Annotated in this window: 19 protein-coding genes; 9 read left to right on the top strand and 10 right to left on the bottom strand. The window is 44.6% G+C overall.

Translation table 11 applies throughout. The features are described from left to right. The 6 genes from AB4133_RS07340 to AB4133_RS07315 form a co-directional block, all read right to left on the bottom strand. The gene (locus AB4133_RS07340) at nt 1-2856 is read right to left on the bottom strand and encodes a formate dehydrogenase subunit alpha (protein ID WP_017066649.1); all 2856 of its coding nucleotides are present in this window, start codon (nt 2854-2856) and stop codon (nt 1-3) included. A gap of 10 nt (nt 2857-2866) precedes the next feature. Further along, the gene (locus AB4133_RS07335) at nt 2867-3067 is read right to left on the bottom strand and encodes a twin-arginine translocation signal domain-containing protein (protein WP_008217926.1); all 201 of its coding nucleotides are present in this window, start codon (nt 3065-3067) and stop codon (nt 2867-2869) included. Nucleotides 3068-3145: 78 nt separating this feature from the next. Next, on the bottom strand, nt 3146-3784 hold the full coding sequence (locus AB4133_RS07330) for a molecular chaperone (RefSeq protein ID WP_017059621.1): 639 nt from the start codon (nt 3782-3784) through the stop codon (nt 3146-3148). 9 nt (nt 3785-3793) lie between these two features. Beyond that, nucleotides 3794-5461, bottom strand: a complete 1668-nt coding sequence (locus AB4133_RS07325) for a 4Fe-4S dicluster domain-containing protein (protein ID WP_372224153.1) — start codon at nt 5459-5461, stop codon at nt 3794-3796. A 299-nt stretch (nt 5462-5760) separates the two neighbouring features. Then, a complete protein-coding gene (locus AB4133_RS07320; protein ID WP_372224152.1) occupies nt 5761-6474 on the bottom strand; it encodes a DUF3306 domain-containing protein in 714 nt (237 codons plus the stop codon). Continuing rightward, the gene (locus AB4133_RS07315; protein WP_061034050.1) at nt 6464-6925 is read right to left on the bottom strand and encodes a DUF3305 domain-containing protein; all 462 of its coding nucleotides are present in this window, start codon (nt 6923-6925) and stop codon (nt 6464-6466) included. Before AB4133_RS07315 ends, AB4133_RS07320 begins: the two co-directional genes overlap by 11 nt. 397 nt (nt 6926-7322) lie before the next feature. Here AB4133_RS07315 and AB4133_RS07310 point away from each other — a divergent pair, with 397 nt between their 5' ends. Next, nucleotides 7323-8144 (top strand): formate dehydrogenase accessory sulfurtransferase FdhD, encoded by an 822-nt coding sequence (locus tag AB4133_RS07310; protein WP_017068189.1) that lies wholly within the window; start codon nt 7323-7325, stop codon nt 8142-8144. A gap of 222 nt (nt 8145-8366) precedes the next feature. On the opposite strand, the gene AB4133_RS07305 is transcribed toward AB4133_RS07310, so the two are convergent. Further along, on the bottom strand, nt 8367-9950 hold the full coding sequence (locus AB4133_RS07305) for an ABC-F family ATPase (RefSeq protein WP_372224151.1): 1584 nt from the start codon (nt 9948-9950) through the stop codon (nt 8367-8369). Nucleotides 9951-10412: 462 nt separating this feature from the next. Here AB4133_RS07305 and AB4133_RS07300 point away from each other — a divergent pair, with 462 nt between their 5' ends. Continuing rightward, nucleotides 10413-12758 carry an ATP-binding protein gene (locus tag AB4133_RS07300; RefSeq protein ID WP_372224150.1) on the top strand — a complete coding sequence of 782 codons (2346 nt, stop codon included), beginning with the start codon at nt 10413-10415 and terminating at the stop codon, nt 12756-12758. 1 nt (nt 12759) lies between these two features. After that, entirely contained in the window at nt 12760-13647 is an 888-nt protein-coding gene (locus tag AB4133_RS07295; protein WP_017063876.1) for a mechanosensitive ion channel family protein, read from the top strand. 368 nt (nt 13648-14015) lie between these two features. On the opposite strand, the gene AB4133_RS07290 is transcribed toward AB4133_RS07295, so the two are convergent. Continuing rightward, the gene (locus AB4133_RS07290; protein ID WP_372224149.1) at nt 14016-16043 is read right to left on the bottom strand and encodes a cache domain-containing protein; all 2028 of its coding nucleotides are present in this window, start codon (nt 16041-16043) and stop codon (nt 14016-14018) included. Next, nucleotides 16033-17490, bottom strand: coding sequence for a sigma-54-dependent transcriptional regulator (locus tag AB4133_RS07285; RefSeq protein ID WP_372224148.1), 1458 nt, complete (start codon nt 17488-17490; stop codon nt 16033-16035). The genes AB4133_RS07290 and AB4133_RS07285 overlap by 11 nt, the downstream gene beginning before the upstream one ends. A gap of 302 nt (nt 17491-17792) precedes the next feature. Here AB4133_RS07285 and AB4133_RS07280 point away from each other — a divergent pair, with 302 nt between their 5' ends. The 6 genes from AB4133_RS07280 (at nt 17793) to AB4133_RS07255 (ending at nt 23144) form a co-directional block, all read left to right on the top strand. Then, nucleotides 17793-18599, top strand: a complete 807-nt coding sequence (locus AB4133_RS07280) for a substrate-binding domain-containing protein (protein WP_017068185.1) — start codon at nt 17793-17795, stop codon at nt 18597-18599. 209 nt (nt 18600-18808) lie between these two features. Continuing rightward, a complete protein-coding gene (locus AB4133_RS07275) occupies nt 18809-19507 on the top strand; it encodes an ABC transporter permease (RefSeq protein ID WP_017067174.1) in 699 nt (232 codons plus the stop codon). Nucleotides 19508-19517: 10 nt separating this feature from the next. Next, nucleotides 19518-20237, top strand: coding sequence for an energy-coupling factor ABC transporter ATP-binding protein (locus tag AB4133_RS07270; RefSeq protein WP_372224147.1), 720 nt, complete (start codon nt 19518-19520; stop codon nt 20235-20237). Then, the gene (gene mobA / locus AB4133_RS07265; RefSeq protein WP_050634342.1) at nt 20215-20799 is read left to right on the top strand and encodes a molybdenum cofactor guanylyltransferase MobA; all 585 of its coding nucleotides are present in this window, start codon (nt 20215-20217) and stop codon (nt 20797-20799) included. Before AB4133_RS07270 ends, mobA begins: the two co-directional genes overlap by 23 nt. Beyond that, on the top strand, nt 20799-22616 hold the full coding sequence (locus AB4133_RS07260; RefSeq protein WP_171733003.1) for a bifunctional molybdopterin-guanine dinucleotide biosynthesis adaptor protein MobB/molybdopterin molybdotransferase MoeA: 1818 nt from the start codon (nt 20799-20801) through the stop codon (nt 22614-22616). Before mobA ends, AB4133_RS07260 begins: the two co-directional genes overlap by 1 nt. Nucleotides 22617-22877: 261 nt before the next feature. Then, nucleotides 22878-23144, top strand: a complete 267-nt coding sequence (locus tag AB4133_RS07255; RefSeq protein WP_017063882.1) for a DUF2960 family protein — start codon at nt 22878-22880, stop codon at nt 23142-23144. Between the two features lie 193 nt (nt 23145-23337). Here the strand turns inward: AB4133_RS07255 and nagK are convergent, their stop codons facing one another. Further along, entirely contained in the window at nt 23338-24246 is a 909-nt protein-coding gene (gene nagK / locus AB4133_RS07250; protein ID WP_017068179.1) for an N-acetylglucosamine kinase, read from the bottom strand. Nucleotides 24247-24397 lie beyond the last annotated feature (151 nt).

Raw genomic sequence — 24397 nt, 5'->3', positions numbered from 1 at the left:
TTACGCTTTACGAATATTACAAAGGGTTACTTTCGTTTCCTGCATCAACGTGACAGGGTCGTAACCGTATGTGGTTGCTGTGTTAGCAGCTTCACCAATAACGTAAGGATCAGTGCCTTCTGGATACTTAGAACGCAAATCTTCGCCTTGGAACTTACCACCGAAGTGGAATGGGATGAACGCCAGACCCGGTTTCACACGACGAGTTACCATCGCTTTCACCTTAATTCGGCCCTTCTCAGCACCTTCAACCCAAACGTCATCGCCATCTTTAAAGCCAATGTCGTTTGCATCTTTCGGGTTCACTTCAACAAACATCTCTTGTTGTAGTTCTGCTAGCCAAGGGTTCGAACGGGTTTCTTCACCACCACCTTCGTACTCAACCAGACGACCAGAAGTAAGAATAATCGGGTATTCACCAGACTTGTCTTGCTCTTGGATTGACTTGTACAACGTAGGAACACGGAAGATCGCTTCCTTGTCATCCCATGTTGGGTAGTCAGCAACTAGGTCACGACGTGGTGTGTAAAGTGGTTCACGGTGCAGTGGTACGCGGTCTGGGAATGTCCAAACAATCGCACGCGCTTTCGCGTTACCAAAAGGAATACAACCGTGCTTGATAGCCACGCGTTGAATGCCGCCAGAAACGTCAGTCTTCCAGTTTTTACCTTCAGCAGAGGCTTTCTCTTCTGCTGTTAGGTCATCCCACCACCCCAGTTGTTTCAGCAGTTTGTCACTAAATTCTGGGTAGCCATCTTTGATTTCGCTGCCTTTTGAGTAGCTGTCTTCAGCCAGTAGGCTTTGACCTTCAAACTCGACACCGAAACGAGTACGGAAGTTACCACCACCTTCAGCGACAGGTTTAGACGTATCGTAAAGGATATGCGTACCTGGGTGTTTCATCTCTGGGTTGCCCCAACATGGCCAAGGAAGACCGTAGGTCTCGCCATTCGCTGGGCCGCCTTCTGCAGCAAGCGTAGTTTTGTGGAATGTGTGCCAGTTTTGTTGGTGCTCTTTCAAACGCTCTGGGCTTTGACCTGTGTAACCGATCGTCCACATACCTTTGTTGAATTCACGTGTGATGTCTTCAATCAATGGTTGGTTGTTCTCAACACGGATGTTTTTGAACAGTTGATCAGAGAAACCAAGCTTCTTAGAAAGAAGGTACATGATTTCGTGGTCAGGCTTAGATTCGAACAGAGGATCAACCACCTTGTCACGCCACTGTAGAGAACGGTTTGATGCCGTTACACTGCCGTAGGTTTCAAATTGAGTGGTTGCTGGAAGCAAGTAAACGCCGTCAGTACGATCGTTCATTACTGCTGCAACTGTTGGGTATGGGTCAACGATAACCATCATATCCAGCTTCTGCATCGCCTTCTTCATCTCTGGACCACGAGTCTGAGAGTTCACCGCGTGACCCCAGTAGAACATGGCACGGATGTTTTCGCGTTGGCGAATCTTGTCTTTGTCTTCAAGTACGCCATCAACCCAACGAGATACAGGAATACCTGCACTGTTCATTGGTTTTTGACCGCCGTATGCGTTGTCGTCGAAACGGCCTTTCACCCAGTCAAAGTCGATATCCCAAACTTTTGACCAGTGACGCCAAGAACCTTCAGACAAGCCGTAGTAGCCTGGAAGTGTGTCTGACAGTACGCCAAGGTCAGTTGCGCCCTGTACGTTATCGTGACCACGGAAGATGTTTGCACCGCCGCCTGATTTACCGATGTTACCTAGCGCAAGCTCAAGTACACAGTAAGCGCGTGTGTTGTTGTTACCAGTCGTGTGCTGAGTACCACCCATACACCAAACGATACAACCCGGACGGTTTTCAGAAAGTAGTTTCGCGGTGTGGTATACGTCTTTTTCACTAACACCAGTTACGCGTTCAACTTCTGCTGGGTTCCACTTCGCGACTTCTTCACGGATCTCGTCCATGCCGAATACACGTTGTTTAATGAACTCTTTGTCTTCCCATTGGTTTGCAAAGACGTGCCATAACACACCCCAGATAAACGCAACGTCAGAACCTGGACGAAGAGAAACGTAGTGATCTGATTTCGCAGCAGTACGCGTACGACGAGGATCCGCAACAACGATCTTACAGTTGTTCTTCTCTTTCGCGATCAATATGTGTTGCATCGCTACTGGGTGAGCTTCTGCTGGGTTTGAACCAATGAACAGCATCGATTTACAGTTGTGCATGTCATTGAACGAGTTTGTCATTGCACCGTAACCCCAAGTGTTCGCAACACCGGCTACTGTGGTTGAGTGACAAATACGTGCTTGGTGGTCAACGTTGTTGGTGCCCCAAAGCGAAGCCATCTTACGGAATGCATAAGCTTGCTCGTTACTGTGTTTCGCACTACCTAGGAAGTAAACTGAATCAGGGCCAGACTCTTTACGAAGTTCTAGCGCTTTGTTACCGATCTCTTCAATCGCTTGTTCCCAAGAAAGCTTCTTCCACTTACCGCCTTCCAATTTCATTGGGTACTTAAGACGACGTTCACCGTGGCCGTGCTCACGAAGTGCTGCACCTTTCGCACAGTGTCCACCAGCGTTGAATGGGTGATCGAATGCAGGCTCTTGACCTGTCCATACGCCATTTTGAACTTCAGCGTAGATACCACAACCCACAGAACAGTGAGAACAGATAGTACGTTTCACTTCTGTTTTCGCTTCTGGATCGACTGATTTAGCCTGTGCTTTCTTCATCATACCTGGTGCAAATAGACTTGCGCCTACCACTGCGCCACCAGCAGCTAATGAAGTGTTTTTCATGAAGGCACGTCGAGACACACCTAGCTGATTGGTTTCTTTGCTCACACTATCGGAGCGTTTGACAAGTTTCATCCGTTATCTCCTAAAGTGTGTCGTAGTAATCGCGAATGTGTTGCGTCTCACGATACCCTGTCTTCTTCACGTCTTCTTTCGAAATTTCAACAGTTTCTGAAGCGGTTGCCACTTTAGTTGTACCAGCGACAACGGCACCAGCAACGGCTGCAGTCGTCAAGCCTTTGAGTAGATCCCTACGGCTTGTATTTATATCTTTATTATCTTTCATCATTGCTTCCTTACCTTACGGTAGATCTTTTTTTGGAGGCTTAATGCCCCTCTATCGATATAATCGCGTACTGCTCGATTACTCGTAATCAGTGACGTTTTTCACATCAATCTTTAATTTGTGCTTACTGCTTTTTGTATTCACGCTAAAACGCACTTGTTCTAACGTTAAGAATGCTTCACACAGTTGAGCGGCCGATTTGTAGAAGTTCGCGCTTTCTGCCCCTTCAAGCTGACGCGTGAAAGAGTTAAACCAAGGGCCAAGGTGCTTATTGAATACCGCCTGTTGCAGTGCTTCTTCTTCAGCCGTTAGCATCGCCATCACTTCACACAGTGCTGCGATATGATCTTCCGGCTCTTTCACTTGATCGTCACGCTCAATGCCTAAAAGCTCTAAGTCATGACGAATCTCTGCCAATGGTTTTTCCATCATGGCGCCAGTGCGATGCCAAGAACCAAATGGAACGACTTCTCCACGCCCAATACCGATGAACAAATCTTGATATTCGTCTTCAAGAGCTTCACGGTTTGATTCTGTTGCCGCTTGTTGAATGGCAATCCAAGCCTTTTGCATTGCGCTTTCAGACGCTTCAATATCGAGTGTTTTTAGAAAGTCGATCACCTCTTCAGAAGGTGCGCTGCGAAACAGTGCGGATAGAACCAAATAGATCTCAGTTCTTAGTGTCTGTTCTTGTGCCTGATCCAAATTCGTTTCCAAGGCTAACTCCTAGTATTTCAATTGTTTCAATGGGTCTTGAGCCATTGAATCGAACATATCCACCACACGGCAGTCTTCACACATAGCAATACGATTAATCGCTGCTTCATCTGAAAAGTGAGAGTGACCGCGTAACTTGTTCTGTAACATGTCAATCATAGACTGAGGTGCGAATGGTTTATGGCAACGTACACATTCCGCAGCTTTCTCTTCATGAATCACAACTGCTTTTTGACGTTCTTCTTTTACCCAGTTCATACGAGGCGTAAGAGTCAGAACATTTTCAGGACATGCCTTTTCACACAAGCCACATTGAATACAGTCTTGTTCTACAAATTTAAGTGATGGAGAAGCCCCGTCGGTATGAAGTGCACGTGTCGGACACACAGCCACACAGCTCATACATAACGTACAATCTTTGCTATCACACGAAACGTTGCCGTAAGGTGCGTTTGACGGAAGCTCAACAACATTTTCAACAGGAATACGAGCTGAAGACATCGCATCAAGTGCTGTAAATAGACGTTGGCGCTTGTTGCCTTGAAGATCGCCAAGTGCAAGGTCGAATGAATCCACACAAAGTGTTGGAGGACATTCACGTAGAGATTCTAAGTACAGAATATCGATGGTTTCTTTTGGAATACCGATTTGATCTAGTAGTTCTTGAGCAATCCCTACTTCGTTATTTAGAACACGAATGATCGTTTCTGGCATAAAGCGAGATGCGGCAAACAGAACCTGAGTTGCGCCATTAACTAAAGCTGCAAACCAAGTATCGATACCAATAGATGGCAGTTCTTCTACGACAATTGGAATCACGTTATCTGGCAGTGCTTTTAGCGCCATTACATTGTAAGTCTCATGACGAGAGCTACAGATAAGTACGATTGGATCCAGACCGCCCGCTTGCTCATAATTAGCTAGCGTACGTTCAATAAACTTTTGAGTGTCATCAGGGTTTGGCAGCGCATAGGTAATCGCTTCTGTAGGACAACTAGTTGCACAAGTACCAACGCCTTGACATAGGTAAGGGTTAATCTCAATCTTGTGACCCGTCTTATCAGAGCCTTCACTTGATAGTGCGCCAGCAGGACAAGCATCTACACAACGCTCACAGCCTTTTACGCCACGAGAACTGTGCGCGCAAAGGTCAGTGTCGAGACGGAAGAACTTAGGCTTATCAAATGTGCCCATTAACGTAGGAATTTCTTCTAACGCTTCAGCCAGTTTTGGATAGCCACGACCTACTGGGTAATAACCAGGAACAGGCACTTCTTCTGTCATACAGCTACTTAGGCATAAATCCAAAACCACATCAAAGCAGTCATGATTAATCGCCACTTTCGCTAGGTTATTGGTTAGGCCTTTGCTCTCGATAAGAACTTCGAACGTACCAAGGAAACCAGAAACTTGAACCGCGTTCGCGTAGTAAAGCTCTGACTCAGTATTCGTTGCCTTCACACCATCTGTCGAAAGCAGTGTTAGGCTTGTTAACTGAGGTAATTGAGCCGCAGCACTTTCAATGATCGCAGTTGGACCAATAACAAGTGTATTACCGACGCTTTCGTAGCTAACAGTAGGTGGAATCAGATTTGTTAACTCAACTGTATTTTCAAATGCATACAGTCTTGCTTTAGCGTTATTTGAATTTGCTTGTTCTAATAATTGTTTAAGCATTGCTCAGTTCCATCTTTGGACATGGATAATCTGTTCAACCTTTATTGTAGTAAGCGAGAGAGAACTTGCTGAGTAATCCGTTAACAACTAACCCTTTAGCCAGTGTGTCGTTCGTCAGACCGTGAACTCGTCTATCTACAAAAAAGTTGATAATGAACGTTATTTTGCAAATGCCATGCCAATTTAATATGCCTTATATTTCAGTGATTTAATCCTATATAACGTTTATTGTGCGTATAAAAAAACCGCTTGGGACATTTTGTCGCAAGCGGTTCATTGAGTGTTTAGTCAAAATGTACCTATTCTTTGTGTGGTATATTTTGTCCCACCTCTTTCAGGTCTGCTTCGTCTGACATTGTAGCGTTATTATCCGATACTGTGTTTTTATACAGTTCTTTTTCTTGTTCGGTTATTTCGGCACTTTCTGACGTTTCAAGTTTATTATCAGATACCTCAAGATCGCTTTCAGAATTTTCTAAAACTTCACCTTCGTCTTTATTATCAATGATTTGCTCTTCTTCTGGCGCAGTTTCTTCTTCCGTTTTGTCTTTAACCCAATCACGCAAGGTTTCCGCAACCCCTTCAGAAAGAGACTTCAAATTACTGTAATCGTCGTCGTAATCATCTAAACCATCACGAACGTTGAATTCTTCTGAGAGGAATAATTTACGCAATGCCGCTTTTTTTACGCTTTCTGAAGCTTCTGACACCAATAATTGAGCAACAGACAAGTCTTCAGTCGTTTCTGATGCTATCTCCTGAGAGTCAATAGCTTGAGAATCGACAGCGTGAGCGTCTTCATTGTGTTCTGGAGACTCATTTTCTAAAGCACCATTTTCTAAAGTATCACGCTCTAATGACTCCGATGTTTCTGCGTCTATAGATGAAGCAGCAGACGAAGCCTCAGTGGAAGTAAGCTCAGTTTCCTCAAGCGTTTGTTGCGCTTCTAAAGGTTGGTCGGTTGATTCATCAAGCTTTCGTTGAGACCAACGGCTAAAAAAGTTAGTTGCCATTTGATCGACCCGCGCCTTTACGTTTCTTACGTCTTGCTTCTAATAACTCGCCATGACGACCGATGAATGCTTCCATCCAAGCTTGTACAGGCAATGGCATGTCGTAAGACAATACTTGGTTATCTCCGTCCATGTATTGGCCTGCGACTGTTTGTGATGCTGTCAGTAATTGAATAATAGGTTTACCGGAGTCAACATTATCCATAACTAAGAATAGCTTAGGTTGCTGAGAGCTTAGATTGAAGCGGTAGTCGGTACGTTCGTCTTTGTGTAACTGAAGCAAACATACGTCTGGGGTTTCATGTTCAGGTGATAATTCAAAACCGATGAGTTCCCATTGAGTTGTTACCCAAATGCCAGTTTTGATCTCTTTCTCTATTCTTTGGACACCTATTGGCCAAGCTGATTCTGTTTTTTCGTAGTGTTCTTGGAATTCTTTTATCTCAGACATACTGCACCCAATTGATTTTCTTTATTCTGATCGTACGTAGGACATTTTGTACTTCGCATAATCATATACCCTCTACAAAGCAATAAACACGCCAATACATTTTAAGTCCTGCTCCGTCTTTAGTGCGTTTGTCGTAAAGTTACCCCTATAACGTTAGTCGATCGCGCTGGTTTGAGACAGTTAGTCTCGGTGAACTCTCATATTTTGCGCTATTTTAATCGAATGCTTCATGTTTTCTCGAATAGCCGCTATTTTGGAATGAGAATTGCTAAATGCTTGAGTTAAAGCTAAGACTGACTAAGTGACAGAGAACGCATGTATTCTAAAGAGTCGTATGATGACTCTTGCCTAACTTCTTATCCCTTATAATCGCTATCTCATTAAGTAGGACGTGACTGTGGTAAAACCAAACATAATAAAAACCAGTGAAAACCCACTTCAGACCATCGAAGTCGAAGTGTTTGATGAATATGGCGAAAAGCTAACGAAACAAATTGCGTGCGAGCGCCCTCTTACCGTTATGTTGAACTGGAAAGAGATCGTAACTCTAATGACATTGGGTTCACGCCCGGAAGCATTAGTCTTGGGTTATTTGAAAAACCAAAGCTTCCTTTCTGATCCAGAAGCCGTTGAATCAATCATCATCGACTGGGAAACCAGCTCAGCAGCGGTTATCACCAAAGAAGATACGAGCCAACTTGAGCAAGCGCTTAAGAAGAAGACAGTTACCTCTGGCTGTGGCCAAGGTACCATGTATGGCAACGTGATGAAGCAATTGGAAGATTACCAAGTGCCTCAAACCAAGATTAAGCAATCTGAAATCTATACGGCTCTAGAAGCGCTGACTCATTATAACGACACCTACAAGAAAGCGGGTGCGGTTCATGGCTGTGCTGTTTGCAAAGACGACAAGGTTCTATCGTTTGTTGAAGATGTTGGCCGACACAATGCCGTTGATACATTGGCTGGTGAGATGTGGCTTAACAAAGAGACAGGTGAAGATAAGATCTTCTACACCACAGGCCGTTTAACGTCTGAGATGGTGATTAAGGTTGCGCAGATGGGAATCCCTGTTCTACTGTCACGCTCTGGCGTTACACAAATGGGCTTAGATTTAGCGCAGAAGTTCGGCATCACTACGATTGCTCGCGCTAAAGGTTTACGCTTCCAAGTGTTCACGGGTGCAGACAAGATTGACTTTGATGTGAAAGGTGAATAATCAGCAGTCGGAAAAAAGCGTAGGTTTGATTGGTGATTGACTAACCGCTTCTAATTGTAAAGTTCTGATGTAAATAGTTAGTGACCCATCAAGGATAAATACATAGAAACTTAGCTAGATACAAAAACGCCGTCATGCTTTTTAGTATGACGGCGTTTTTAATTTTCAATTTATAGCTTAATTTGCAACGCATAGAGTTGAAAACTAAGGCTAACTTAAAGCTTAGCCGCGTGCTTTCAAGAACTCAGCGTAAGTACCGCGGAAATCGTTGATCTTGCCATCTTTGATTTCAAGGATACGAGTTGCAAGCGAGTCTACGAATACACGGTCGTGAGATACGAAGAACAATGTGCCTTTGTAGTTCTCAAGAGCCAAGTTAAGCGCTTCGATAGATTCCATATCCATGTGGTTTGTTGGCTCATCCATTAGCAGGATGTTTGGTTTATGCATCATGATTTTACCAAGAAGCATACGACCTTGCTCACCACCAGAGATAACCTTTACAGATTTCTTAATGTCGTCTTGACCAAATAGCATACGACCGAGGAAGCCACGAACAACTTGCTCGTCTTCGCCTTCTTGGCGCCATTGGCTCATCCAATCAAACAAGTTCATGTCTGTCTCGAAATCGTGTGCGTGATCTTGAGCGTAGTAACCGATGTTTGAGTTTTCAGACCACTTGTACTCACCTGTGCGAGGGTCAAGAGCGCCAGCTAGTGTGTTAAGTAGTGTTGTTTTACCCACACCGTTCTCACCGATGATAGCAACACGCTCACCTACTTCGAAAATACCGTCGAACTTGTTGTATAGGTCTTCTTCAAAACCTTGAGATAGGTTTTCAACCACAAGTGCGTTACGGAATAGCTCTTTAGACTGTTCGAAACGGATGAATGGGTTTTGACGGCTAGACGCTTTAACTTCGTCTAGTTGGATCTTATCGATCTGCTTAGCACGTGACGTTGCTTGCTTCGCTTTAGATGCGTTAGCAGAGAAACGAGATACGAACGTTTGAAGTTCAGCAATTTGTGCTTTCTTCTTAGCGTTGTCAGACAGTAGACGCTCACGAGCTTGAGTCGCAGCCGTCATGTACTCATCGTAGTTACCTGGGAATAGACGAAGTTCGCCGTAATCAAGGTCAGCCATGTGTGTACAAACAGAGTTTAGGAAGTGACGGTCGTGCGAAATGATGATCATTGTGCAGTTACGTTGGTTTAGCGTGTCTTCCAACCACTTGATGGTGTCCATGTCCAGGTTGTTCGTTGGTTCGTCAAGAAGCATGATATGCGGGTCTGCAAACAGTACTTGAGACAATAGAACACGAAGTTTCCAACCCGGTGCTACTTCGCTCATCAGACCGAAGTGCATTGATTCTTCAATACCTACCGCTAGAAGAAGCTCACCAGCTTTAGCTTCTGCCATGTAACCGTCCATTTCAGCGAACTGAACTTCAAGGTCAGCCACTTTCATGCCGTCTTCTTCGCTCATTTCTGGCAAAGAGTAAATGCGGTCACGCTCTTGCTTAATAGCCCAAAGCTCTTTGTGACCCATGATAACCGTGTCGATTACCGTGAATTCTTCGTAAGCAAACTGGTCTTGGTTTAGCTTAGCAACGCGCTCGTTTGGATCGTAGCTTACGTTACCAGCACTTGGCTCAAGTTCACCAGATAGGATCTTCATGAACGTCGATTTACCACAGCCATTCGCGCCGATTAAACCGTAGCGGTTGCCTTCGCCGAACTTAACTGAAATATTTTCGAAAAGTGGCTTAGCGCCGAATTGTTGGGTGATATTTGCTGTGGAGATCAATGCCATTACCTTTTTAATGTGAAAAACGCCGCAACGTTACTTGTTCAGGGCTTTAACTGCAAGTATTGATTGCAATTACTGGCCATTAAGTGAGTGATAACCTAGCCAAATCATAGTTTGAACTGACTCACATTTTTGGTTTTCTATTTATCGCCGTAAAACCGTCGATTTTAAGGAAAAACAAAATATCGAACAGCGCACCATAATGGGCGGTATATAACGTCCCAAATCATGCCAACCATTGAATATATCGTATGCTGATTGGTCACAGTAAAAGCCAACCCGATCAACGCAACAGAAGACATAATAAAGATGCTCAAATACTAGCCTAATCCCTGACAATTTCATGACAAAATCGCTCGAAACAGGAATAAAGTACTCGCCCCCGACACGGGGTTGGATTTCACAAAGTCAGATTATCTAACTATAGTAATCCTAACCTCATAATTCTAAGAGACTTTTATGCGTTCACTATCGCGCTTCTTAATCCTCACTTTGGCCATTCTCTCTTGGCCTAGTCATGCCAACTTGGAATATGACTTACAATCTCAGCCGCAGGTATCCGATTCTGCTGTTGATCTCGATGATCGAATTGATTCGTTACCCGACCCCCTCTTTATGGAACCGTCGGACAGACGCCAAGTCAATATATTGCTCGCTGAAGTGCTACAAGTTCAAAAGCAGGAAATCAAAACCTTCGAGCAACAGATAAAAGCCTACAGAGCGAACAACGACGCCGATCAATGGTTTGCCGTTCAAACCAGTTACGTCACTTTGAATAGCTTGAATGTGAGCAAGCAACACCTGTTAGAGCAGACGAATTCCGCTAATAAAGAGCGCCTAACGGGTTTTGGCCCCTACGGCGTAACTCAATTTAAGCAAGAGTGGGAATTAACCAAGCTCAACATTGAGTATCTTGTTTACTTCCAAATTCGTAGCTTTAAAGCGCTCGTTAAAGACATCTTTATTTCGCCAGTGCCTGTGATTGGTGCATCGTTAAAAGTGTTGTTTATCTATTTTGGTTTAGCGTGGTGGCTTGCCAATAGCACTCGTTTGATTGAGTTGTTCAGAATTAATTTTCTTGAAGCGAAAACGAACCCTCCATTTTTAGTACGTGTGATCTGGTACATCAGCCGCGCTGATCGTGCGATTGCTTGGTTAATTGCGATTACGCTTTCTCTAAGAGTGCTCTCCAGCATCCCTAGCCTGCAACACCTGATTTTCCTTGAGATCTTCACTTGGTGGATTCTAGGTGGTTCGATTGCTATCAGCTTTATTTTGGAATTTGCGTATCGTTTGGGCCGCACATCTAATCAAGAAGTGATTGCGCTGCGCCTATCGACCATTCGCCGTTATGTTTGGAGCTTCATTGTTGCGGGCGTGACTTTGCAAATATCGAGTATCACGCTAGGCAAAGGCACTATCTATAGCTGGATCTACAGCGCCCTATTTTTCTGGTTTGTACTGGTTACCATTTCAGTGCTTAGATTATGGCGTGCGAAAGTCTTCGATACGCTGCAACACATCTCTGATCGTCCGGTATGGGTGAACTGGGCAGTAAACCGCAAGGATACCTTCTTACTTAATATATTGGCGACGGCCATTGGCATCGTATGGTTGAGTGTTTACAACTTCCAACACCGCATCATGGCCTTACTGTCTAATTACACACTGTTTAGCCAAGCTTTGGCGTACCTGTTTAGAATTGAAGTGGCTAAGCAGTCTGACCTTGACAAGAATCAGCAAAACTTGGTTCGAATCAAAGGCGATCAAACCTATGAATACATTCTTCCGGGTAATATCGACAGCACGCTGATTGATTACGCCGGTGATGAGGTTAAGCAACTGTCTCGCTACTTGATGTCAGACAGCCCTGCTATCTGTATTGTTTCAGGTGAACGTGGTGTGGGCGCAACAACGCTGCTTTATACACTGCTGCACAAAGTCTCTAACGCTGAACCTGTCTACGTAAGTTGCCCTTACGCTGGTTATCAAGAGCTGTTAGCGCATCTAGCGGTGAGCATCGGCTTGGAAGAAAAAGCGACTGAGATTCAGATCTTGGCTCACCTTCGTAAAAGCAAGACCACGTACTTGATTGCGATCGATAATGCACAACGTCTAGTTAAGCCAATGGTTGGCGGATTGTCTGATCTGATACGTTTAACCAATCTACTGCGTCGTTCTAAAAAGAACCACCGTGTCGTGATATCGATCGCCAAATCAAGCTGGCGGTTTGTCGATCGAGCGCGTGGCGAACGTTTGCTGTTTGACTTGGTGTGTTTCCTTCCGCGTTGGACAGAGAAACAAGTCGGTGAGCTTCTAAATAGCCGTATTAATACGGAGCTTGAGAAGCCGTTATCGTTTGATGGTTTGGTGGTGCCTAAACAGTGGGACCAAGATGACATGAGCGAGGAAGATCGCGCACGCCAAGGCTTCTACCGAATCTTGTGGCATTACTCTGATGGTAACCCTACCGTTGCGTTGCGCTTCTTCCGACTCTCATTGAATCGAAACAAAGATACCGATCAAGCCGTGGTGCGCTTGTTCCATGTACCAGAAGCACAAGAACTAGAAAACATGCCAAAACCTATGCTGGCTGTGCTTCGTTCTATCGTACAACTGGAAATCGCTTCTCCGGAAGTATTGTCTGAATGTACACAGCTGAGCACGGCAGAGATAACCGGCATTCTGCGTTACTTTGAAAGCCGTGGTTATATTGGTTGGCATGAAGAAAAGGCTCGGATTTCTGAGCACTGGTTCCGCCATATTACGAACGTTCTCGACCGTCAACATCTACTGGTGAAGTAAAATGAAGAAGTTATTTATCCTACTATTTGTTGGCTTGGCAAGTGCTGTCAGTTTCCCGACCTTTGCGACGGAAGAGTTAGCTAACGTAGAAAACATCTCTAAAATAGCGAGCCTTGTGCGATGGAGCGGCGTGTTCTTCTCCATGATCGTTATTGCTGCGATGTGGTTATTGCTTAAGTTCATCAACTCGTTAGTGACCAGCTTTGGAAGTCAGTTCGTGCAATATCGAATGCTACTGCAAAAACTGCAGTCGTTTACTCAGTTCTTCATCTATGTGAGCACCGGTCTTATCGTGTTCATGATGAGCTTTAGAATCAACGACCAAATACTGGCTTTGATTGGTGGTACCCTCGCCGTGTCAGTCGGCTTTGCGCTTAAAGATTTGGCAGCTTCATTCATCGCGGGCATCACGGTAATGATTGATAGGCCCTTTCAAGTTGGTGACCGCGTCACGTTCGAAGGCAACTACGGTGATATCATTACCATTGGTTTGCGTTCAGTGCGAATGAGAACCCTGAACGATGACATCATTACCATTCCGAACAACAAGTTCTTAAATGAAGTGACCACCAGTGGTAACTACGGTGCGTTGGACATGCAGGTGGTGATTCCGTTTTACGTTGGTATGGATGAAGACATCACCCTAGCCCGCGATCTAATTCAAGAAGCGGCGTCTTCAAGTCGTTATATCCACTTGCCGAAACCTGTAACGGTTTTGGTTAAACAGACGATTACCGATAACTACCTAGCAATACAGCTAACTTGTAAGGCTTACGTTGTGGATACTGCGTATGAGAAGCTGTTTGAAACCGACATTACTTTGCGTGTGATGAAAGAGTTTAAGAAGCACAACATCAACCCACCGAAAATTTCAGTAGCGGCGCATTAGGCTTGATGCTTTAGACGTTTGTTGCTTATAGCAAATGACTAGCCATAAATAAAAACACCTCCGAACTTATCGCAAGTGCGGAGGTGTTTTTTATGAGCTTTTTATCTTTAAGCTAATAGTCCTATTGATGCTAAACCTTAAAGTATTTCAATTGCTCAGTAAGGTGTTCTGTAATGTTCGCCATTTTCTGACTGTCTTCTGCGAGCGATTGTGAGGCTTGGAGTACCTCATTTGCAGCGAGTTGAGATTTGGTTTGCGATAGATTAGTAGTGCGGAATTTTCGTGCTTGGGCTAAAACGTTCGTGCAATAGCCCAAGCGCGTTAGAAATATTATCAGATGATAATATCAGTGAATGAGTTCTTAGAACTTATAGGTTTGATACAAGCAATTGAGGTGTCGCTTTCTGTTGAAGATAGATACTAAAGCAACTTCCCTTACCTACCTCAGATTCAACTCGGATCTCGCCGCCAGTTTGGCTCAAGATACTCTGAGATACTGACAACCCTAAGCCCGTGCCATCTCGTTTGGTGGTATAGAAAGGCGAGAAGATACGTTTCAGTTGTTCTTCCTTAATACCGCAGCCTTCATCTTGAACATGAACGATAGCGCCATGAGACACACCATTTTCAACCCAGTCTTCACTCGAAATGGTTAACGTGCCCTGACCGTCCATTGCATGAATCGCGTTCATTTGTAGGTTAACCAGAATCTGTAGCAATTGGTTTCGATTGACCTCGACTGAGGTTTTAGCGTTCAGCTGCGATACGTACACAATGCCTTTCTTCTTCGCACCTGTTTTTACGAGCGTAATACTTTCATCCACTATTGGGTTGATATGTTGCCACGTAATTTCGTCTTGTACGCCGCCGTGACGGCTGTATTGAAGCAGGCTTCGTGTGATATTTCGAATTCGGTCAATCTGCTCCATGATCGCGTGGACTTCCTCATCTACACGGCTCACTTGATCGCCCAGTTCAAACTTCATCAGTTCAACGTTGCCAAGAATCACGGCGGTTGGGTTATTGATCTCATGAGCAATACCTGCCGTTAATTCACCTAACGCGGCCAGTTTTTCATTGACCACCAGCTTATCTCTGGCTTGATTGAGAAGCTTGATGTGCAGTTCAAGTTCTTCAGTTTTCTCTTTCAAACTCGCGGTACGAGAATGCACTTTGCACTCTAGTTCAGACGCCGCTTGTTGAATCTCTTGATTACGCTCGTGCAGTAGATCCAACATCTTATCGAACTGTTTAGCGAGCAGTGTCAGTTCGTGTTGATCATCCAAACCTAGCGTACCAATTCGCTTGTCTTGCCCCATCTGTACTAGCTTCACCACTTTATGAATGCGTTCGATTGGGTTGAAAAGATCACGTGCGCCACGGTGAACGATCAAACCGGATGCCAACAGAAGCAACACAATGGTAATGCTAATTTCGCCAAGGTTGGTTAAGTACGTTTCTATCAGCGGCCAAATCAAATAACCGGTGTAAAGCATACCAATCACATTATTAAACTGGTCATGGATTGGTTGGTAAGCTGTGATGTACCAAGCATCGTAAACATACGCTCGATCTAGCCACTCTTTACCTTCATTCAAGACTTTCGAGTGAACCTCGTGAGAAACACGTGTACCAATGGCGCGCCCTACACTGTCTTCACTGCTCAAAGGCACGTTGGTGCTAACACGAAGATCATCAAGGAAAACCGTGACCGTTCCTATATGACGATTAAAACCTTCTCGTTGTGGATAGATAAGGTTACTGATTTGGTCAACAAGTTGAGTACTGTTATTCAGTAAGATCCCACCATCCAGAAAACCAATCACATGATCATGTTCATCTTTGATGGATACAACGGTTCGGCTTACCAATCCGCGAGTCTCGACCTCTTGCCCGTTGAGCATCGGAACTTCCGCTTTTTTAGCGAGGTCACGATCGAGATAATTGAGTTCATTACGGCTTAAGACACTGAAAAATGAAGGCTTGTGAGTTAAGTTTAGATATTCGAGTTTCTTTTCCATGCTCTCGACGCTGCGCCAGCGTAGAAAGTCGAGTTCATAGCGAGATTTGTTTTCAGAAACCCAACGTGTGAGCTCTTCTTTCGAAATATCACTCGTGAGTTTGATTCGGAAGTTGTAAGACTCAGCAAATGCTTGAACGTTATAGGCCTGTTGGTTCTGAATTAGATGGATACTGTTGTCGGCAACATCCAAACGCTCATCGACATCAATCAGAGCACCCTGCCACGTGTAATGTACTGACCAATACAGTGTTATAGCGACAAGCGCACATAAGGTAAGAATGATGGGAGCGGATGTTAGAAATAGCAGGCGATAACGCACCATGGTTTTGAACCGGAACGCCCATTTTGTCCACCAATGACGTCTAATCGGCATATTCAGAGCCTTCTGTGTTCCATTCTTTGTACTTACGCTCTAGTGTTTTACGCGCCACACCGAGATCTCTCGCTGCTGCAGATTTATTGCCATCATGAAAACTCACCAGTTGTTCTATGTGAGATTTCTCGACTTCTTTGAGTGTCCAAGTGTTCGGGTAACCCTCAGCTGCGTCTACATTATTCAAGTTTGGTATTTCCGCGCCATGTGACACCGTCACTGAAATGCTGGTTGGGGCTGGATCACCATTCACTTCGCGCCAATAGTGTGCTGGTGGCTTGTCTAAAAGAATGCATCTTTCGACTAAGTTCTTAAGTTCGCGAATATTTCCCGGCCATTCGTATTCATTCATTGCCAAGATATCTTCATGTGCCCAGTTTGGAACTGGCATGCCAAGTTCACTAGATAAAAGACGAGTGAAGTATGGAACAAGCTCTATCAGATCAGACGGTCGTTCTCTCAATGGCACAACATCAATCTTAAGTACATTGAGTCGGTAGAACAGATCGCGACGGAAGTGGCCTTTATCGACCTCTTCTTGAAGGTTTCGGTTTGTTGCTGCGACGACACGTACATCGACAGCGATCTCTTTCTCACTGCCAACTGGACGAATAGTACGTTGCTCTAACACACGTAACAGCGCTGCTTGCATTGGCAGTGGCATTTCACCTATTTCATCAAGGAACAAGGTGCCGCCACTTGCGACTCTGAACAGACCTTCACGGTTTTTCTTCGCACCAGTAAAGGCACCAGACGTGTGGCCAAACAATTCGCTTTCTAAAAGTTCAGGCGCAATTGCACCACAGTTGATTGGCACAAATGGGCCACTACGCTTGCTGGCTTCATGTACACCACGAGCAACTAACTCTTTACCCGTACCTGACTCACCTTCTATAAGAACGGATGCTCTTGACGGTGCAAATTGACTGATCAGCAATTTAAGCTGTTTAGTTTTGTCTGAATTGCCGATCAATTCGGTCTTGATATGACGGCTAACATCACGCTTCAACGCGTACTGCATTCTTTGGTCGAGTCGCTTATCCATACAACGCAGAACCGCTTGTATCATCTGTTCGAGGTTGAACGGCTTAAGAATAAAATCTGAAGCACCAAGCTTAAGCGCGGATATGGTCATCTCTAGATCGGCATAACCCGTCATGAAAATCACATCGGCGCGTTTGTCGTTAAACGCCTCTTCCCACTCAATGCCAGAGCGGCCTGGTAGGTTGATATCAAGGACAATCAGATCAAAATGTTCGCTCGAACGCAACGTTTCAGCCTCTTCAACCGATCCTGCGCTCGACACCTTGCCAAAGAACTTACCCAGTGCTTTCTTTAAGATAGCCTGCATACCCAATTCATCATCGACGACCAAAACGGAAAAGGCCTGATACTGAGTCAATGTGTTCGGGTTGAGATTGGATGCAGATGAACTAGGTAAAGACATAATGATTAGCCGGTGAGAAAAGTTGGGACAGAGTGTACCAATTAACCTTTTCTCCAACAGGGACAATGTGCGACATTTTGTCCTAGCTCATGTTTTGATTCATTTTAACGGGGTAAAAGACTCAGTTTTGTCCGAAATAACAGCAATTTAAAGAAATCTGATGCATTATTTGTTGGCATTAAGATTGCTTATAAGGTGTAGATTTCTAATTACAACAATTAGCGTCTTATGCACATGCCCTCTTTGAGCCCTTTAAAATTGAAGGCATGTCATTCATTTATAACAGAATGGACATAATAATAATGAAAGCAATTCCCCTAACTATTGCAGCTCTATCTATCGTCAGTTACACGGCTAGCAGCGCGGAAGACACCACTCATATTAAGTTGGCGACAACCACAAGTACTTATCACTCTGGTCTACTGGACTACTTATTGCCTGAGTTCGAAAAAGATTCTGGTATCAAGGTTGATGTTCTAGCTGCGGGTACCGGTAAATCACTTCGCATGGGCGAAAATGGTGATGTTGATTTGGTAATGACTCACGCACCAAAAGCTGAAGCGAATTTCGTAGAAAAAGGCTACGGCGTTTTACCTCGTAAGCTGATGTACAACGACTTTGTGATTGTGGGCCCTCAAAGTGACCCAGCAAAAATTGAATCTCAAAAAGCTGTAGCTGATGTATTCAAAGCAATCGCAACCAACAACGCGACGTTTGTGTCTCGTGGTGACGATTCAGGCACGCACAAGAAAGAGATGGGCATTTGGGCACAGACCAAAATGGAACCAAACTTTGGTGGCTACCGCAGTGTTGGTCAAGGCATGGGCCCTACTCTGAACATGGCGTCTGAAATGCAAGGCTACACCATGACAGACCGTGGCACATGGTTGGCTTACCAAAACAAACTGGATCTTAAAATCCTTTTCCAAGGTGACAAGAACCTATTCAACCCTTACCAAGTAATCCTTGTTAACCCAGAGCGCTACCCAAGCATTAACTACCAAGCAGCGAAAGTATTCAGTGATTGGTTGGTGAACCCTAAAGGTCAGAAACTGATTAACGACTTTAAACTGCATGGCAAACAGCTGTTTGTAGCGAGCGCAGAGTAGTTTTTCGTCAGCGTAGATTCGTTTATAACAAGCTGAGAATGGTTTGTTGTAAGTACTAATTCCAATTAGCACTACGCTTAACTAACCAGTTAACTGAAGCATTTAAAGAAACAATAGCTGGCCAATATAGGCTCAATAATATTGGGTCAGCTATGATTAACATCAGTCATTACCGATAAAACCTATTATCGATTTACACGAGATACTTCATGACCCTATGGCAAACAACGATTGATGCAATGAATCTACTTGTGAGTTTTGACCACGAATTGTGGAAAATCGTCGCGGTATCCTTCAGCGTATCTTTGTCCGCCATTTCATTGGTGATTGTTCCTGCAATCCTTATGGCTTTCTTATTGGCTTATACCGAGTTCCCCGGGAAATGGGCTTTGCTTTCAGTGATCAACACCCTGCAAGCGATCCCTACTGTGGTTATCGGTTTGTTGATGTACATGATGCTTTCTCGCTCAGGTCCGTTAGGTGATTGGCAACTACTGTTCACCCAAAAGGCGATGATTCTAGGTCAGATGGTGATCTGTTTCCCTATCCTAGTTGCGATGATGCACGGTGCCCTGCAGGCCAGTGACCGCCGAGCGGTAGAAACAGCGCGCACACTTGGCGTATCAACAACACGCGTGGCGTGTACCTTGATTTGGGAAACTCGTTTTCCTCTGTTGGCTGCAACCATTGCTGCCTTCTCTCGTATCGTGACAGAGGTAGGTTGTTCAATGATGGTTGGTGGCAACATTATGGGGATGACAAGAAACATCCCTACAGCTATCGCCATGGAAAGCCACAAAGGCGCATTTGCTCAAGGTGTCGCCCTCGGCATGGTGTTATTAGCATTGGCATTAGCCCTTAACTTTTTCCTTTCCAGTGTGAGAGGAAAAGGCTATTTAAGAACTTAGGAACGCTGTCATGAGTATAAAAATAACAACGCAGCAAATTTCAATGCGCTACAAAGAGCGTGTTTTGTTCCACATTCCCGAATTGTCGATCGGCCCCAACGATGCCATTTACCTCAAAGGAGACAATGGTGTTGGTAAAACGACCCTACTCAAAATCTTGTCTGGATTAATTCAGCCGAGCTCTGGCCGGATTCAGTCTCCAACACAGAGCTGGCAGCAGAAGTTATTCCCACGGCTCAAGTTCAAAGACATCATCTACCTGCATCAAACTCCCTATCTTTTTGATGGCTCGGTGTACCAAAATGTCGCTTATGGTATTCGCTTTAACAAAGAGAGCCAAAAAGATAAGCGAGCTCAAATAATTAATGCATTGAGAATGGTAGGTTTAGAAACCTTGGCAGATGAACACATTTCTGTGTTGTCTGGTGGTGAGCGTCAACGCGTTGCAATGGCACGAGCCTGGATTCTTAAGCCGTCAATCTTGCTTATGGATGAACCAAGTGCTTCTTTAGACAAAGAATCTATTGAAAGATTGGTGATTATGGCCGAAGATCTTCTTCAGAGAGGCGCGAGTTTAGTCATCACCAGTCACCAAACTAACGCGTTAACCGATTTATGTAAGAAGCAGTGGTGGATCAAAGACAATACTTTGACCGAATCCCCGCTTCTTCAAGTTATTAAGAAAGATAAAGCACAAGAGAATATTTATGTTGCTTCCAACGCAAACTAGTTGGGTTATTTTGGCTGGCGGACAGGCCAGCCGTATGGGCGGAAAAGATAAAGGACTCGTTGAGCTCAACGGTTCTCCGCTTATTCAATACGTTATAAACAAGCTGTCACAACAAGATGTCAGCATCACTATCAATGCCAATCGTAACTTAGACAGTTATAAAGCATTTGCTCCGGTTGTTTCCGATTCTTTCCCTGACTACCCGGGTCCGTTGGGTGGCATTCATGCTGGCCTTAAAAACGCGAACACCGACTGGGTTGGCTTTGTCCCGTGCGACAGCCCACAAATCAGTGACGACCTTGTTGAGCGTTTTTGTTCTGCAGTTAAAGAAGACAGTGACATTCTTGTCGCGCATGATGGCGAATTTAAGCAACCTGTATTCACCCTATTCCACAAACGTGTTCTACCAAAGTTAGAAGCGTTTTTGGAACGTGGTGATCGTAAAATCATCTTGCTATACAAAGAGTGTGTTACCGAATACGTTGATTTCAGCGATTCTCCTAACTGCTTTGTTAATCTCAACACGCCAGAAGAACTCACCCAATTCGGAACGCTTCAATAATGAAAGATTCTAAACAACGCCCTAACCTTCCTTTATTGGGCTTTGCTGCTTATAGCGGTACAGGCAAAACGACCGTACTTGAAGCCCTGCTTCCTCTGTTGACTGATGCGGGTTTAAAAGTTGGCGTGTTAAAACATGCTCACCACGATTTTGATGTCGATAAGCCGGGTAAAGACAGTTACCGCTTACGTAAAGCGGGCGCGAACCAAATGTTGATTGCTTCTCGTAATCGTCACGTGATGATGACAGAAACACCAGAAGCCGAAGCAGATTTTGATTACCTGCTGACTCGATTTGATACCAACACGCTTGATCTGATTTTGGTTGAAGGCTGTAAGAACATCGCCTTCTCTAAAATTGAACTGCACCGAGATGAAGTGGGCAAACCTTGGTTGTACCCGAACGATAACAACATTATTGCTATCGCGGCAGACAGCCAAGTTGAATCACAGCTGCCACAAATGGCGATCAGCGATTTAGAAGCGATTCGTGATTTCATCATTGGATACGCTCAATCCTTCGACTCTACTTCGAAAACAAATAAAGTCGCTTCGTGTGCATCTTCAAAAGACGCAGCGCCTGCAGTGTGTTGTGACTCATTCTCCCCAGCAGGTTTAACCGTTACTCAAGGTCAGCAAAAGATTGTTGATAGCATTGACGCGCTCGATCTCACAGAGAGTGTTGAATTACTGCAAGGCTACGGCCGCGTGCTGGCTGAAGATGTGATTTCACCAATCAACGTTCCTCAGAATACCAACTCTGCAATGGACGGTTATGCGATTCGTAGTGAAGATCTTGAATTGGACAGCTACAACATCGTTGCTGAAGTCATGGCGGGTCACAGCTACGAGCAAATTGTTCAACAAGGTGAAGCTGTTAAGATCATGACCGGCGCACCAATGCCAGAAGGCGTTGATGTTGTCGTGATGCGTGAACAAGCCGTCCAAGATGGCGATAAAGTTAGCTTCCCTGATGCTAAAATCTCGGTTGGACAAAATGTCCGAATGGCAGGTGAAGATTTAGAAATCGGCCAACCTGTCTTTACACGTGGCACACGTATCGAAGCACCAGAAATGGGCATGATGGCGTCGTTAGGTTTTGGTACCTGCCCTGTTCTGCGTAAAGTGAAAGTGGGTGTGTTCTCTACGGGTGATGAAGTTCAAGCGCCGGGTAGCGAGCAAAAACCAAACTCTATCTATGACTCAAATCGTTTTACTATTATCGGCATGCTTCAAAAGCTTGGCTGTGACATCGTCGATTACGGCATCATTGAAGATGACGAACAAAAGATGATGGATGTGCTCCACTCTGCGTCGCTTGAAACTGATATGGTGCTGACTTCTGGTGGTGTGTCTGTTGGTGATGCGGATTACATCAAGCTTGCGTTAGATAAGCTGGGTGAAATCAACTTCTGGCGTATCAACATGCGTCCAGGTCGCCCATTGGCTTACGGTAAGATTGAGAACAAGCCGTTCTTTGGTTTACCGGGTAACCCTGTTGCTGTGATGGTGTCGTTTATTAACTTTGTTGAGCCTGCGATCCGCAAGCTTCAAGGTCAAACGAACTGGACGCCAGTAAAAGCAAATGCTGTAGCGACGGAACAACTGCGCTCACGCCAGGGCCGTACTGAATTTAGCCGTGGTGTGTTTTCGATGAATGAATCTGGCGTGCTTGAAGTGAAAACAACGGGCAAGCAAGGTTCAGGTATTCTGCGTTCAATGAGCGAAGCGAACTGCTTAATCGAGATCTCACCTGCGGTTGATACCGTGAAAGTTGGCGAGACAGTGACGATCATTCCTCTGCAAGGTCGCGTTTGATTCAAAGCTCAAACAACTAAATTGACTTAGAAGATCTTCGCCAAAACATAAACGAAGCCCCTATATAGATTTTTCAATGTTAAGGGGCTTTTTGTTCTTTTCGTTTCGAGAAAAACAACCTGTTCGTTTCCTAAAAGACAAATAGCTTAAATTACGCTAAACGTTTAGAACGATAATCTTAAGATTTCTTACCATTACCTTGAGCCACGTACGGTTTTTATGTAGAGTGCGCGCAAAGTAATAATTCTATTGGAGAGCACCATGGCTCGTACCATTCTGTACACTTACAAAGACGAAGACAAAGAGTTACTGTTTTCAAAACAAGAACACCGCACGATCCAAGAAGCTGTTGCTGCAGCTGAAGGCATCGATATCTCTGAGTATCTAAAAACTGAGCAACAGCTTGAGTTGATTTCTGATACTAAAGCGGTTCGCAACTACCAAGACAACTACTTCCGCAAGCTTGGCTTTACTAAGCTTACGTTGAAGCAAAAAGACAATCTTGGTGTTGGTAAAAAGAAGAAGTAAGCCCTCTTGGCTCTTTTCTTGATATGTCGTTTCTAGCTTTTCGTTTGTAGTTAACAGCTAACAGCTAACAGCTAACAGCTAAAGAAACGAAAGCACCGAACAATAAAAAATGCCGCAACCTCTTTCGAGATTGCGGCATTTTTATTTGTACTTTTTAACTATCTAACCTTAGCTAGCTTAACTTAAGTCACGATTACTTAATGTTAAGGAATGCAGCACCACGAACGCCGCCTGAATCACCATGCTTCGCTTTGATGATCTTTGGACATTTCGCTACAGACAGTAGGTATTTAGGGATACGCTTTGGCATCTCTTCGTAGATAAGTTCGAAGTTTGAAAGACCGCCACCCAATGCAACTACGTGTGGATCAAGACCGGTAAACAGGTTCGCGAAACAGATAGCCAATAGCTCCATGAAACGATCAACGTGCTCAGCCGCTTTTGCTTCACCTTCGTTGTACGCTTGAATGATCTCGATTGCTTTCTTCTTCTCGCCGAAGTAGTGCTCGTAAATCAATTCAAAGCCACGACCTGATAGGTAGCTGTCTAGACAACCTTTCTTGCCACAACCACAACCGAGTAACGGTGCGTTGTCGCCAAGGTGGAACCAAGCATCAATAGGAAGACGCATATGGCCCAGTTCACCAGCAACGTGGTTACGACCAGAGAACACTTTGCCTTCGTAAACTAACCCGCCACCAAAACCAGTACCTAGAATTAGGCCTGCTACTGATGGTTCGTCTTTAAGCTCGTCATCCCACGCTTCTGAAAGCGCAAAGCAATTCGCATCATTTTCAATTTTCACACTACGACCAATAAGTGCTTCTAGGTCTTTACGTAGTGGTTTCCCCGTTGAAGCTGGCACGTTAACAACCAGCATTGTGCCGTCGTCAGCATCTTCCATACCAGGAAGACCAAGACCAATTTTACCTTCGCAAGAAAATTCACTGTCGTACTTCTTCACCAAACCGGCAATCGTATCAAGTAGCAGTTGATAATCTTCAGTAGGCGTTGGTACGCGTTCTGTTGCTACTCGCTCAAGTTTTTCATTGAACGCACCAAATTCAATTTTTGTGCCGCCAACATCGAAGCCGTAATACATGAAATCTCTCCAATTTTCCCCTAAATTCGGGCAAATAAATTTTTCAAATTAAACATCTAGGACGCATTATCCATAACACTCCCCCTACAAACCGTGATGGATAACAAACTTATCTCGTGTTCGAATCTGTTTGAACAACAAGTCAGCACAA

Source organism: Vibrio sp. 10N.286.52.F8 (assembly GCF_041468745.1).
GTDB classification, from domain to species: Bacteria; Pseudomonadota; Gammaproteobacteria; order Enterobacterales; family Vibrionaceae; genus Vibrio; species Vibrio crassostreae_C.
The sequence above is the reverse complement of the archived record's forward strand: the minus strand, read 5'-3'. Positions and strand labels throughout refer to the sequence as shown.